Origin of the sequence: Streptomyces sp. BV286 (genome assembly GCF_019090165.1) — a bacterium.
GTDB lineage: Bacteria > Actinomycetota > Actinomycetes > Streptomycetales > Streptomycetaceae > Streptomyces.
On record NZ_JAHRIB010000045.1, the window covers coordinates 60,066 to 73,818 of the forward strand.

The 13,753-nt window shown below is 70.9% G+C and carries 11 protein-coding genes; 6 read left to right on the top strand and 5 right to left on the bottom strand.

What is annotated here, in order from left to right:
* Nucleotides 1-5 precede the first annotated feature (5 nt).
* A complete protein-coding gene (locus KUF83_RS06160; protein WP_217453526.1) occupies nucleotides 6-1,109 on the bottom strand; it encodes an XdhC/CoxI family protein in 1,104 nt (367 codons plus the stop codon).
* A 405-nt stretch (nucleotides 1,110-1,514) separates the two neighbouring features.
* Here KUF83_RS06160 and KUF83_RS06170 point away from each other — a divergent pair, with 405 nt between their 5' ends.
* A complete protein-coding gene (locus tag KUF83_RS06170; protein WP_217453528.1) occupies nucleotides 1,515-3,566 on the top strand; it encodes a translation factor GTPase family protein in 2,052 nt (683 codons plus the stop codon).
* A gap of 87 nt (nucleotides 3,567-3,653) precedes the next feature.
* Nucleotides 3,654-5,516 (top strand): cellulase family glycosylhydrolase, encoded by a 1,863-nt coding sequence (locus KUF83_RS06175; RefSeq protein WP_217453529.1) that lies wholly within the window; start codon nucleotides 3,654-3,656, stop codon nucleotides 5,514-5,516.
* A 113-nt stretch (nucleotides 5,517-5,629) separates the two neighbouring features.
* On the opposite strand, the gene KUF83_RS06180 is transcribed toward KUF83_RS06175, so the two are convergent.
* Nucleotides 5,630-6,880 carry a YncE family protein gene (locus KUF83_RS06180; protein WP_217453530.1) on the bottom strand — a complete coding sequence of 417 codons (1,251 nt, stop codon included), beginning with the start codon at nucleotides 6,878-6,880 and terminating at the stop codon, nucleotides 5,630-5,632.
* Between the two features lie 155 nt (nucleotides 6,881-7,035).
* Here KUF83_RS06180 and KUF83_RS06185 point away from each other — a divergent pair, with 155 nt between their 5' ends.
* Both KUF83_RS06185 and KUF83_RS06190 read left to right on the top strand, forming a co-directional pair.
* Entirely contained in the window at nucleotides 7,036-7,698 is a 663-nt protein-coding gene (locus KUF83_RS06185; protein ID WP_217453531.1) for a TetR/AcrR family transcriptional regulator, read from the top strand.
* A 361-nt stretch (nucleotides 7,699-8,059) separates the two neighbouring features.
* On the top strand, nucleotides 8,060-9,499 hold the full coding sequence (locus KUF83_RS06190) for a M6 family metalloprotease domain-containing protein (RefSeq protein ID WP_217453532.1): 1,440 nt from the start codon (nucleotides 8,060-8,062) through the stop codon (nucleotides 9,497-9,499).
* Between the two features lie 159 nt (nucleotides 9,500-9,658).
* On the opposite strand, the gene KUF83_RS06195 is transcribed toward KUF83_RS06190, so the two are convergent.
* Together KUF83_RS06195 and KUF83_RS06200 are read right to left on the bottom strand one after the other, a co-directional pair.
* Nucleotides 9,659-10,897 (bottom strand): glycosyltransferase, encoded by a 1,239-nt coding sequence (locus KUF83_RS06195; protein WP_217453552.1) that lies wholly within the window; start codon nucleotides 10,895-10,897, stop codon nucleotides 9,659-9,661.
* A gap of 202 nt (nucleotides 10,898-11,099) precedes the next feature.
* Complete coding sequence (locus tag KUF83_RS06200; RefSeq protein ID WP_217453533.1) at nucleotides 11,100-11,471, bottom strand: nuclear transport factor 2 family protein; 372 nt, start codon at nucleotides 11,469-11,471, stop codon at nucleotides 11,100-11,102.
* Between the two features lie 185 nt (nucleotides 11,472-11,656).
* Between KUF83_RS06200 and KUF83_RS06205 the strand changes: the two genes are divergently transcribed.
* Complete coding sequence (locus tag KUF83_RS06205) at nucleotides 11,657-11,956, top strand: hypothetical protein (protein WP_217453534.1); 300 nt, start codon at nucleotides 11,657-11,659, stop codon at nucleotides 11,954-11,956.
* A gap of 166 nt (nucleotides 11,957-12,122) precedes the next feature.
* Nucleotides 12,123-12,347: a hypothetical protein gene (locus KUF83_RS06210; RefSeq protein ID WP_217453535.1), complete on the top strand. Its 225-nt coding sequence runs from the start codon at nucleotides 12,123-12,125 to the stop codon at nucleotides 12,345-12,347.
* A gap of 114 nt (nucleotides 12,348-12,461) precedes the next feature.
* On the opposite strand, the gene KUF83_RS06215 is transcribed toward KUF83_RS06210, so the two are convergent.
* Nucleotides 12,462-13,685, bottom strand: a complete 1,224-nt coding sequence (locus tag KUF83_RS06215; protein ID WP_254643445.1) for a hypothetical protein — start codon at nucleotides 13,683-13,685, stop codon at nucleotides 12,462-12,464.
* Nucleotides 13,686-13,753 lie beyond the last annotated feature (68 nt).

The following is a 13,753-nucleotide window of genomic DNA, read 5'->3' on the forward strand; positions in this document are numbered from 1 at the left end:
CCTCGTCATCGCTGCCGGGGATGGATCTCCCCGGCCGTCGCCGTCAGCGGCGAGCCACTGCCTCCCCAGCGCAGCGCGACGATCTCGGCGGCCACGGACACGGCGACCTCCTCCGGCGTACGCGCCCCGAGATCGAGGCCGACCGGCGAGCGCAGCCTGGCCAGTTCGCCCTCGCCCAGGCCGCCGTCCCGCAGCCGCCGCATCCGGTCGTCGTGCGTACGCCGGCTGCCCATCGCCCCGATGTACGCGGCCGGGCGGCGCAGCGCCTCCTCCAGGAGAGGCACGTCGAACTTGGGATCGTGGGTGAGGACACAGATCACCGTGCGTTCGTCGGTCTCCGCTCCCTGGAGGAATCGGTGCGGCCACTCCACGACGACCTCCACGCCCGCCGGGAAGCGCTTCGGTGTGGCGAAGACGGGACGGGCGTCGCACACGGTGACCCGGTAGCCGAGGAACACGCCGATGCGGGCCACCGCCGCCGCGTAGTCGATCGCCCCGAAGATCAGCATGCGCGGTGGGGGAGCGAAGGAGTGCAGGAAGACCGTCACCGCGTCCTCGCGCCGCTCGCCGCGCGGGCCGTAGTGCCGCTGCCCCGTGGCGCCCAGGGCCAGTTCGCCCCGCGCGTCGGCGGTCACGGCCACGTCCAGGCCGGACGTGCCGAGCGTGCCGGACACCTCGTCCGCCCAGACGGCGAGCGTCGCGCCGCGCGGCGCGGGACCGTCGATCACGGTCGCGACGGTCACCGGGCGGCCCGCGGCCACCGACTGGGCGACCGCCCCGAACGACGGGTCGAGGGCGGCCGTGACGGGCCGCACGAGGAGGGTGATCTCGCCTCCGCAGGTGAGGCCGACGGCGAACGCGTCCTCGTCGCTGTACCCGAACGTCTCCAGCCGGGCCCCGCCCGAGGCGACCACCTCCCGGGCCAGCTCGAAGACCTCGCCCTCGACGCAGCCGCCGGACACACTGCCCACGACCTCGTCCCCCGGGCCGACGGCCATGGCGGCGCCTGGATCGCGTGGCGCGCTCCGGCTGACGGCGACGACCGTGGCGAGTCCGAAGGGGGCGTCCTGCGCGTACCACCGGCCGAGCGCCGGGAGGATCTCACGCATCGTCCGCTCCTTTCACCGTCACAGCCGCCGGACGTTCCGGCACGGCCGTTCTGTGTGCGTAGCCGGGCCGGCTCTTGCGCGGATGGGCCCGGAATTCCCGGTGTGCCGGCCGGTGCAAGCGTCGCATCCGGGCCGCGAGCGGTTTCGGATCGCCACGCTCCCAGCCGTCCGACGGCACGACGGCCACCGCGCGTCGCTCCGGTACGTCCGCCACGCTGCTCCGGTACGGTCGCCGCCCGCGGCGGCATTGGTTGAGCGTTAATCCATTGCCGTCGGCACCGCTGCCTGCTGGACTGAAAGGGATCACCACAGGGCTCGGCCGACCGATCCAAGGAGCAGCAATGCGCGAAGCGTTCATGTCCGTCCAGGAAGGAATCCCCCTCATTTCAAAGGACATGGCACGCGGTGCACACACTGAACCTGGGAATTCTGGCGCACGTAGACGCCGGTAAGACGAGCCTGACCGAGCGGCTGCTGCACACCGCCGGGATCATCGACGAGATCGGCAGCGTCGACGACGGCAGCACGCAGACCGACTCCCTCGCGCTGGAGCGACAGCGCGGCATCACCATCAAGTCCGCCGTCGTCTCCTTCGAGATCGACGACGTCACGGTCAATCTGATCGACACCCCCGGCCACCCGGACTTCATCGCCGAGGTGGAGCGGGTGCTGAGCGTGCTGGACGGCGCGGTACTCGTGATCTCGGCCGTGGAGGGCGTCCAGGCGCAGACCCGCGTCCTGATGCGGACACTGCGGCGGCTGCGGATCCCGACGCTGGTCTTCGTCAACAAGATCGACCGTCGTGGCGCCGACACGGACCGCGTGCTGCGGAGCGTCTCAGAGCGGCTCACCGAGGCGATCGTGCCGATGGGCCTGGTCGACGGCCTCGGCGGGCGTGACGCCCGGGCGATCCCACACACGACGGGGTTCACCCCCGGCCTGCTCGACGTCCTCTCCGCGCACGACGACGAACTCCTCGCCTCGTACGTCGAGGACGGCACGGTCCCGTACGGCCGGCTCCGTGCCGCGCTCGCCGAACAGACCGGGCGGGCACTGGTCCACCCGGTGTTCTTCGGCTCGGCCGTGACGGGCGCGGGCGTGGACACGCTGATCTCCGGCATCAGGGACCTGCTGCCGGCCGCGGGCGGCCGCGCCGATGGTCCGGTGTCCGGCACCGTCTTCAAGGTGGAGCGGGGGCCGGCGGGGGAGAAGATCGCGTACGCGCGGATGTTCTCGGGGACGGTACGCACCCGGGATCTGCTGACGTTCGGCGACGGCGACGGCGCCGGCAGTGGGGGCAGCGGCGGGAACGGCGCGGCCCGGGAGGGCAAGGTCACCGCGGTCAGTGTCTTCGAGCGGGGCTCGGACCCGCGGGAGACATCCGTGGCCGCCGGGCGGATCGGCAAGCTCTGGGGCCTCGGCGACATCCGGATCGGCGACACGATCGGCGTACCGCGCGAGCAGGCCGACGACTTCTCGCGAGCGGACCCGGCGGAGCGGCACCACTTCTCGCCGCCCACGCTCGAGACGGTCGTCGTCCCGCGCAGGCCCGCCGACAGGGGCGCCCTGCACACCGCTCTCACCCAGCTCGCAGAGCAGGATCCGCTGATCAACCTGCGGCAGGACGGGACACGGCGGGAGATCTCCGTGTCGCTCTACGGCGAGGTGCAGAAGGAGGTCGTCCAGGCCACCCTCGCCGACGAGTTCGGGCTCGACGTCGGATTCCGCGAGACGACGACGATCTGCGTCGAGCGGCTCGTGGGCAGCGGCGAGGCGGTCGAGTTCAACGGCAAGGACGCCAACCCGTTCCTCGCCACGGTCGGGCTGCGCGTCGACCCGGCGCCGCCCGGTTCGGGCGTGGCGTTCCGGCTGGAGGTCGAGCTCGGAGCCATGCCGTACGCCTTCTACAAGGCCGTCGAAGACACCGTGAAGGAGGCGCTGGACCAGGGGATCCACGGCTGGCGGGTCGACGACTGCACGGTCACGATGACGCACTCCGGCTACTCGCCCCGGCAGAGCCACGCGCACCAGGGCTTCGACAAGAGCATGTCGAGCACCGGCGCGGACTTCCGCGGCCTCACCCCGCTCGTCCTGATGGAGGCGCTGCGACGCGCGGGCACCCAGGTGCACGAGCCGATGCACCGGTTCCGCATCGACGCCCCGGCGGACACGCTGGGCGCGCTCCTCCCGCTCCTGGCCGGGCTGCGGGCGGTGCCCCGGACGACGCGGACACGCGGTACGTCGTGCGAACTGGAGGGCACGATCCCCGCGGCCCGGGTGCACGGGCTGGAGCAGCGACTGCCCGGACCGACCAGTGGTGAAGGCACGTTGGAGGCGGCCTTCGACCACTACGCCCCGGTCGGCCGCGGTCCGGTCCCCGAGCGGCCGCGCACCGATCACAACCCGCTCAACCGCAAGGAATACCTACTCAACGTGACGCGCCGCGTCGGCGGGTGAACACGACAACGTCATTCCGGAAAAGGTGACTTACTCTCAAGTCAGGAGTATTGACGGCTCAAAGACACGCACGGGACTGTTGTGCACATGTCGAAGTTGCGTGCGCCCCTGCTCGGCGTCCTCGTGCTCCTCACCGGCCTCCTGGGCACCACCGGTGCTCAGCCCGCCGCCGCCCTCCCCGACGACCTGTGGTTCGACCCCGCCGCCGCGGCGAGCCTCACGGTCCAGAACGGCCGCTTCACCGACGGGCTCGGCCGTGAGGTCGTCCTGCGCGGCTACAACGTCTCCGGCGAGACGAAACTCAAGGAGAACAACGGCCTTCCCTTCGCCTCGGTCGCGGACGCCAGGAAGTCCGCGAACGCACTGAGGGCGCTCGGCGGCGGCAACTCGGTCCGCTTCCTGCTCTCCTGGGCGTACGCGGAGCCCGTCCGCGGCCAGGTGGACCCGGCCTACCTCGCCGCGGCGACCGACCAGATGCGCGCGTTCCTGGACGCGGGAATCCGCGTGTACCCCGACTTCCACCAGGACCTCTACTCCCGCTGGCTGTTCGACCCGGACAGCTGGTACACCGGCGACGGCGCCCCCAAGTGGGCGGTCGACCTCGGCAACTACCCGGACGAGTACTGCGGCATCTGCCCGTTCTGGGGCCAGAACATCACCTCGAACGCGGCCGTGACACAGGCGACGCACGACTTCTGGCACAACAAGTACGGCCTCCAGGAATCCTTCCTCGACACCGCCCAGAAGACGATGGCGTACGTGCGGCAGAACCTCACCGCCGCCCAGTTCGCGGGCGTCGTCGGCTTCGACCCGTGGAACGAACCGCACGCGGGCACCTACGACTCGGGCCAGACCAGCCGGGCGTGGGAGAAGGACGTCCTGTGGCCGTTCTACGTGAAGTTCCGCGCCCGGATGGACGCGGCGGGCTGGCAGGCCAAGCCGGCCTTCGTCGAGCCGAACCTCTTCTGGAACGCCAACCTCGACTTCCAGAAGCAGGAGGGCGGACTGCTGGACGCGGGCACGCTCGGGTCGCGCTATGTCTTCAACACCCACTTCTACGACCAGAAGGCCATCTCCGGCGTCTTCATGTGGGGCAAGGCGGAGGACGGCCAGTACGTCGGTGACTTCGGCACCGTCCGCGACCGGGCGGCAGCCGCGGGGACGACGGCGATCATCAGCGAGTTCGGACACCCGCTCGCCGGCAACGTCTCCGACAAGGCGCCGACGGTCTACAAGGCGATGTACCAGGCGCTCGACTCCCGTGTGAAGGGAGCGAACTGGTGGGCGGACCCGGCGGGTTCCGGGCCGGTGCTCTCCGGCTCCCAGTGGCAGTGGGACATCTACAACGGCCGCCATCACGAGCTGATGAACGACAACCCGGAGAAGGTGGAGACCGAGGGCGACGCCTGGAACGACGAGGACCTGTCCGCCGTGCGTCTCGACGACTCCGGCAAGGCCGTGCTGCGCCAGGACGCGCGGATGCTGGACCGCGTCTATCCGAGCGCCACCGCGGGCCGCTCGCTCGCGTTCACCTACGAGGACCGCTCGCGGGACGGTTCCACGACGCTGACGTGGAACCAGGTGCCGAGTTCCCTGCCGAACGTCAGGCAGCTCGTGGGGTCCGGCCAGTACGCGCTGCAGGTGTGGCGCTCCGACAGCAGCGCCGAGCCGACGGAACTGCACCTGCCGGCGTCCTTCCCGAACGCGTCGACCACGGTGGTCTCCGACCTCGGGACGACGTACGGTCCGCCGGCCTACACCCGCACCACGCCGATCGCCGTCGCGGCCGAGCCGGGTGGCACCGGCAGCCGCCGACTGCTGCTCACCGCCGCCGACTCGGGCACCCTGCACTACGCGCTCGTCACCAACGGCGCGACAGCCCCGTCCGCCGCCGTGCTGAGCGCGGCGCGCACGGAGCTGGCCTCGTGGACGGCGGCCGAGTTCAACTAAGGGCTCCGTCAAGGGCGTTGTGCCGTCCGCGGGTCCGTCGTGGCTGAACGCACGTGTTCCCCGCGTCCCTTTGGGGCGCGGGGAACACGTGTGAGAAGGCCGACCGGAGCGGATCAGTCGGCGGCCGGGCTCGTCCAGTTGGCGGGCACGTGGGCCAGGCGGACCCGCTGGGGGTGGTCGCCGACCGCCACGGACACGGTCTTCCTGCCGGTGGCGAAGTCGATCGCCGTGACCTGGTCGGCGCCGCTCTCGGACACCACGCAGGACTTGCCGTCACCGCTGACGGTCGCCCAGTAGGGCTTGGAGGCGGTGACGAGCGGGCCTTCCTGGAGGGTGGCGCGGTCGACCACCGTGGCGTAGTCGTCCATCGTGCCCGCGACGCACAGCTTGGTGCCGTCGGGCTTCATCGAGATGCCGTGGTGACGCGAGTCGTTGACCCAGGTGGTGCGGTCGGTGCTGGTCGCCGGGTTCATCGGCAGCGTCTTGGTGCGGGTGATCCGGTCCGTGGCGATGTCGTACTCGAAGAAGCCGTTGAAGAACGACACCTGGAAGTACAGCTTCGACTCGTCCGGGCTGAAGGCCGCCGGGCGGACCGCGTCCGAGTAGTCGGTCAGGCCGATCGCGTCGAGCCGCTCCCGCATGTCGATGACCTTGATCTGCTTGAACGTGGCCGCGTCGACGACCGTGATCTTCCGGTCGCCCTTCGTCCAGTCCAGCCACGGGGCGTCGCTCGCGGTGTTGACCTCGCCGATCGCCATGTTCCAGATCTGCTTGCCGTCCTTGGTGAAGATGTTCTCGTGCGGCTTGGCGCCGGTGGCGAACGAGCCGGCCTGCTTGCCGGTGTTGATGTCCAGCACGTGCACCGTGTTGGAGGTGGAGGCCGAGACGGCGACCCGGGTGCCGTCGGGGGAGACCGCCATGTGGTCGGCGCGGAAGCCCGACACGGGGTAGCGCCAGTTGATGTCGCCCGAGGCCAGGTCGATGGATACCACGTCGGCGAAGCTCGGACGGGAGACCACCATCGACGTGCCGTCGGGTGTGGAGTACATGTCGTCGACGAACTGGTCGTGGCCTTCGCCCACGCTGTTGCGGATGGTCATGAACGCGATCCACCTGATCGGATCCGCGTTGATCTCCGCCATCCGCTGGTCCTTGTCCGGGATGACGTTGATCCGGCCGACCTTCGCGAAGTCGCCGCTGGACTTGATGACATCGGCGGTGCCGTCCCAGTTGTTGCCGACGAACATCACCTCCCGCAGATCCGCGGCGGCGGGGGAGGCGCCGGTCGCGGTGGCCGGTGCGGTGACGGTCAGGACGAGGGCGGCGGCGATGGACCACGCGTGCCGGGCTCTGAGGGCAGACATGACCGATCTCTCCTATGTGTGGGGAACATGACAAGGCGGAGAATCTGAAAACGTGCGCGTTCAGATTGGACTTACTGGAAAGTAAGGAGAGAGGGCCCCTCACTACAAGACTTCGGACAGGACAAAATTGGCCGTCGGGCGATGAGGGGGGTTCAGTGGCGGGCAGGCTCAGGGCGCCGACGGGCCGCTACGGCGGCAGGACCGCCGAGGAGCGGCAGGCCGAGCGGCGCCGAAGATTCCTGGAAGCCGGGCTCCAGCTCTTCGGGGACGCCCCCGGCTACCGCGCCACGACCGTGTCCGCCCTGAGCGTGGCCGCCGGCCTGTCGACCCGTCAGTTCTACGAGGAGTTCCGCACCCTCGAAGACGTACTGGCCGCCCTCCATCTCCAGGTCAACGACTGGGCGGAGGAAGCGGCCCTGGCCGGTCTCGCCGAGGCGGACGGGCAGCCGATCGCGGAACGCGCGACCGCCGCCTTCCGCGCCTACGCCGCCGATGTCACCGGTGATCCGCGCCGTCTGCGCATCACCTTCGTCGAGATCATCGGCGTCAGCCCACGGCTCGAACAGCAACGGCTGGCCCGCCGCTCCCGCTGGGTCGACTTCATCCGCGCCGAGGCCACGGCCGCCGCCGAGCGCGGCGAGGCGGTCCCGCGCGACTACCGGATCGCCGCGGCGGCGTTCATCGGCAGTGTCAACGGACTGCTGCACGACTGGAGTTCGGGGTGGGTCGAGGCGACCCTCGACGAGGTCGTGGACGAACTCGTGGGCCTGCTCCTGGGCATACTGCGCCCGGCGGGCTGGCGACCGCAGGACGGGTAGATCCAGGTCGGCACCGAACCGGCCGAGGGGCCTGCGAGCTCGGGGACCGGGTAGGGCAGGGGGCCACCGTGCCCCGGATCGGGGTCGTGCCGGGGGAGCACCGCGCTTCGGAGCCGGGTGGTGCCCGGGGGACCGCCATGTTCCGGATCGTGGTCGTGCCAGGGGACCGCAATGCTCCGGAACAGAGCTGGGCGGGGGACCGTCTTGTTCCGTTTCCGTGCGCCCAAGTTCCCTTCCACGGAGGCGTGTTGACAGTAGTCTCACCCTCGGCCAGGAGAAGGCGTACGGCCTTCGCACGGCCTGGTTCCTCTGGATCCTTCGTGTCCGGCAAAAGGGGTTCGTCCCCTGAAGGGGGTGCCTGATGCGCCACACGCTCAGCCCCGTACGACCCGCACACCACTGCGCCGACGCCTGCCCGGTACCGCTGTCGCCGCAGGCCCTCGCGCAGCTCTACGCCCGCTATCTCGAACTGGTCAAGGGCCGCCGACTGCCGAAGAGCACGACGTTCGAGGAGTACTACACCGTGTGGCGCGCGGGCCGCAGGGGCGAGAACCTCGTCGGTCTCGACGACGGCGCGCTCGACCCGGGCCCCAGCACCGACAAGCAGCTGATGACCCGCCCCGCGACCCGGCTCCGGGGAACCGTGCGGACGCTGGTGCTGCTCGTCGACTTCCCCGACCGGCCGCACGAGGCCGACCACGGCCCCGGCCACTACGACAGCATGCTCTTCGGCCTCGACGAGTTCCCGAGCGGCAGCATGCGCTCCTTCTACCGCAAGGCCAGTGCCTTCGACACGTCGCCGGGCACCGGGATCGACATCCAGGGGGCTGTGCACGGCTGGTTCCGGATGCCGGAGCCGCTGTCCTTCTACGCCGACGACAACTCGGGCATGAACTCCAACTTCCCGCGCAACACCCAGGGCCTGGCGCGGGACGCCGTCCTCGCGGCCCGGGACGCCGGAGTCGACTTCACCTCCTTCGACGCACTCGACGAGGGCGCCGTCACCGCCCTGTTCGTCATCCACGCGGGACGCGGCGCCGAGCAGACGACCCAGCGCGGCGACCTGTGGAGCCTCAAGTGGACGATCCCGGGCGGCGTCGAGGTGGCACCGGGCCTGTCCGTCCGCACCTTCCTGACCGTGCCCGAGGACTGCGCCGTAGGCGTCTGTGCCCACGAATGGGGCCACCTCGCGGCGCGCTGGGCCGACTACTACGACACCGGTCAGCAGCAGCTGACCCGGTCGGCGGGGCTGGGCAGCTACTGCCTGATGGCGGGGGGTTCGTGGGGCAACGGCGGTCTGACCCCGGTGTTCCCGACGGCCATGCTGCGGATGTTCCACGGCTGGACCGAGCCGCAGGTGGTGAACAAGACCACCCGGGACATCAGGCTGCGGCCCGCCGCCGAGGACGGCGAGGCGGTGTTCGTCCACAACCCCGCCACCATGACCGACGACCAGTACATCCTTGTCGAGTACCGCCGCCGACGCGGACAGGACGCCTTCCTGCCCGACGAGGGGATCGCCGTGTACGTCGTCGACGAGTCGATCGACAACGTGAACGACGAGCAGAACCTCGCCATCGAACTCCTCCAGGCCGACGGACAGGGAGACCTCTCGCGGATGTTCGGCCGGGGCAACCGGGGCGACAGCGACGACCTGTACCCCTGCCGGGACAGGAACACGGTCGGCGAGGACACGGATCCGGCACTCGACCTGCCGGACGGCACCTGGACAGGGGTGACCATCGAGACCGTCGGAACCCCGGGCGCCGACGAGATGACGGTGCACATCACCGTTGCCTGAGGCCTGAGGCCTGAGGCCTGAGGCCTGAGGCCTGAGGCATGAGGCATGACGCGTATCTCCGGGTGCGGGTGCGGGTGCGGTGTCGGCCGTCTGCCGGTGGGGGCCGGTCGCGCAGTTCCCCGCGCCCCTCCGGGGCGAATCCGCCGCGGGCTCGCGGGCTCAGCCTCCGGCCAGCCGGTCCACGGCGGTGAGGACGGGACCCACCCCGTCCTCGTCCTGGATCCGGCCCGCCAGCTCCTGCGCGCGCCGCGCGTAGGCGGGCTCGGCCACAGCGCTCGTCACGGCCGCACCGAGCGAGCCGGCGGTGAGTCCACGCAGCGGAACCGCCGTCGGGGCCACCCCCAGCGAGACGAGCCGCGCGGCCCAGAACGCCTCGTCGAACTGGATCGGCACGGGCACGGCCGGCACCCCGGCACGCAGCGCCGCCGCGGTCGTGCCCGCGCCCGCGTGATGGACCACCGCGGCCATCCGGGGGAAGAGCGCCGAGTGCGGCACCTCGTCGACGGTGAACATGTCCTCGCCGTCGCCGTCGGCGCTGAGCCCGGCCCAGCCCCGCTGCACCACACCGCGCAGTCCGGCCGCACGCAGGGCCCGTACGACCTCTTCGCCCAGCCGCTCGGCATCGGGCACGGTGGCGCTGCCCAGTCCGAAGAAGACCGGTGCGGGCCCGGCGTCCAGAAAGTCCTCCAGCGCGTCGGGGAGCCGGGGCGCGACGTCGTAGGGCCACCAGTAGCCGGCGACGCCGAGACCTGGCCGCCAGTCGCCCGGGCGGGGCACCACCAGGGGGCTGAAACCGTGGTGGACCTGCCAGTCGCGCCGCTCGCGGGCGCGGCGGGAAGCGCGCGAGCCGACGGGCGGAAGACCGAGCCGGGCACGCAGCGCCCGTGTGGTGTCGGCGAAGATCCGGTCCACGGCCGCGTTGACCGCACGGCCCGCGAGCCGGTTGCCGGCCGCTCCCAGCGACCGGGTACCGATCACGGGCGGCGCGAACTCGCCCGTGGGAGCCAGAGGTTGGAGGAAGACGCCCATGCTCGGCAGTTCGTACCCCTCAGCGATGGTGTGGCCGAGCGGACTCAGCGAACTCGACAGCAGCAGCACGTCGGCCGACCCGGCGGCGGCCACCAGGTCGTCCGCCATCCGCCCCACCAGCGACCGGGTCATCCCGACCATCCGGGCCATCTTGCCGACGCCGGTGGCACTGCGGTGCAGCGCGCGCCCGCGTGCGGACTCCAGTTCCGCCCGCGGATCCAGCGGCAACGGATGGAATCCCACTCCCGCGGCCGCCACCAGGGGCTCGAAGCACGCGTGCGTCACCACCGTGACCTCGTGCCCGCCGCGCGCCAGCCCGTGGCCGAGCCCCGTGTAGGGAGCGGCGTCGCCCCGCGAACCCGCCGTCATGATCGCTATTCGCACGACGGCCAGTATGGCGCGGCGGCTACGGGATCGGCAGGGTTCCGCCTCGGTCGGTGCCGGGCGTAGCCAACTCGGTTGCGGCGGGCCTGCCCCCAGGGGCGACGACCGCCGCCCCTGGTGATCATGTCGTCCGTCCTGTCGGCGCGGAACACCGCTCCCTCCGCCTACTCCCTCTTCGCTCCTCTCCCTACTCCTCGGCGTCCCACGCCTGCAGCACGGTCTGGTCGACGATCTTGCCGTCGCGGAGCGACATCATCGAGTTGGCGAGCACTCTGACGCCGTCGGGATACAGACAGGATTCCTGGAAGGCGACGTGATCACCCTGGACCACGCACTGCTCCATCTTGTGCGTCATGTCGCGGCTGTAGACGTCGTCGAGCATCCTGCCGATCTGCTCGCGGCCGTGCATGACCATCGGGTGGCTGGGCTGGGTGTTGCGGTCGACGACGCGCAGTTCCGCGTCGTCCGCGTACAGCGACAGGAGTGCCGTCGCGTCCTGGCCTTCGATGCCCCGGCGCAGCGCTTCGGTGTCGAAGCCGGGGCTTGCCGCGGTGCCCATGATGGACCTCCTAGTGGACCATGGGGGAAGGCCGCGGCCCGGTGCGGAGCGGGCCGCTGAGGGCCTCTCCTTAGAGACTCCTCCGGCACGCGGTCCGCGGCAAGCGCAGCCGGACCGATGCGCCTCCCGGGTGAGGAGCCGGGCGGGACCGTGTCCGTGGACCGCCCGTCGCCGTTGCTGAAGACATGATCTCAACACGACGTATTGTCGCCGCCGTTGGCCTCGCCATCGGTGTCACGGGCCTGGCCGTACCGTCCGCGGGCGCTGCCACGGTCCCCGAGACGGGAAAACTGAACCCGATCGCCGAGCTCGACTCGCTCGCCGTGAGCGACCTTCCCACCGAGCACCGGAACAAGATCCCGAAGATCTCCGAGGGGATCGACGAGCTCAACCAGCTGAACGGCCTCTACCAGCTGGAGCAGCTGCACCAGGTCACCGACCTCGCCGCGCCCGTCACCGGCCTGCTTCCGGCGATCGAGTACTGAGCCGCCGAGGTACCGGACAGCCCGTCGGCGTGCGCCTCCCACCGAGGCACACGCCGACGTCGCGTTTCCGCGGGGCCTCCACCGGGGCGTCGCGGGCCGGTCGGGACGGCGCCTCGCGGTGCGCCGCCCGGATGCGCGTTCCGGCGGGCCGGGTGAAGGTGAGGGCATGTCGGAACACCCGGTGGTACTCGTGCATCCGCCGCGCGGCGACGGAGGCCGGCGCGTGACCGTCCACGGCGAGGCGGTCGGCACCGCCATGAACGTCCCGGACGTCGTCGAGTTCCTGCGCCGCGCCGGTCTGGAGTTCGACGAGAACGAGGTCGCGGTGTCGCCGCTGATCGAATGGCGCGGCGGGGGCTCCTCCTACTGGGGTCCCGAGCCCCGGCGCTGACACACGCCGGTCCCACTCCCGCAGCCGCCGCCGCACCACCAGCCGCGTGACACCCTTGAGGCGCCTGCTGCCGCAATGACGTGCCGTACTGACCTGCCGCGCGAACGGCTCTCGTCAGCAGATGGTCTGCGTGCTGTTGACGAGGGTGTTGTTGCGGAACGTCGTGTTGACACCGCACGGGCTCTCTCTGATCGCGGAGTCGGTCACCCGCAGGTTCTGGACGGTGATGTCGGAGTTGTTGGGGAACTCCGAGCGTGCGGCCAGCCGGATCTCGCCGCCGCCCGTGACCGTTCCGCTCTGCGCGGCGAGATGCACGTTGTAGCAGTTCTCGATCAGGATCGCGTTGTTGCCGGTGTTCGAGATCGTGACCCGGTCGATGGTCGCGCCGCCGCTCTCCGAGACGCAGAAGACGCCCCGGCCGCCGCCGCGCGCGACGACCTCGCCGACGCGCACGTTGGTCGGGTAACCGCTGCCGATCCGGCCGTTGCGGTTGGCCATCCGGAAGGCCGCGTACCCGGTTCCGGCGCCCGCCCCGTCCGCGTCCACCTTCGTGACGGTGGCGTTGACGGTCTGGTTCAGCAGCAGACCGGACTCGCCCACGTTGCGCGCGGTGACCGTACCGATGGTGATGCCGTCGACTCCGTACGTCTCCACGGCGTGGCTGCTCGCCCCGGACACGTACACGTTGTCGATGCGGACGTTGCGGGTCCACTGGCTGGTGTCGCCGCGGTTGTCGATGCGCACGCCGAGACCGCGCGACAGGCGCATGTCGATCTGGCCGAGCACCACGTTGGTGACGTTGCGCAGGAAGATGCCGTACAGCGGGGTTCCGGTGAGGTTCAGGTGCTGGACCTCGATGTCCCGCGCGCCGCGTGCGTAGACCGGCGCCTGGTCACCGGAGCCCGAACCGGTGACGTTGATGGTGCCGCACACGTCGAGCACGGTGTAGCTCGGCAGGGAGACCCTGGATCCGGCGCCGATGGCGCCCGATCCGCGTACGACGACCCGTTCCTTGGAAGTGCGCCCCGCTGTGAGGCTGTTGACGGCCGCCTGCATCGCGGCCCGCATGTCGGTCCCCGTGTGGACGACACTGCCGCCGCGCCGGGCGGTCCACGTGCTGCCGCTCAGGGTGGCCTCGGCCTGGTACGAGCCCTCGCCGCACGCCGCCGCGGCCCGTGCCGGGGCCGCGCTCGCCGGGGCGGTGAGCACGGCGGCCGCCGTGACCAGGGCGGTGGCGCACGCGGCGACGACACCGGCCCGCCGTCCGAGGGTCTGTCGGGTCGGGAGGGTGGCCCGTGCGGTCGAGCGAGGGAGGTGAGGTGCGGCTCTGCGTCCCATCTCGTCTTCTCCTGTGTGGGGGGCTGCCGCCTGCCCGGCACCAGCCGGAGCAAGCGTTTTCTATGGCG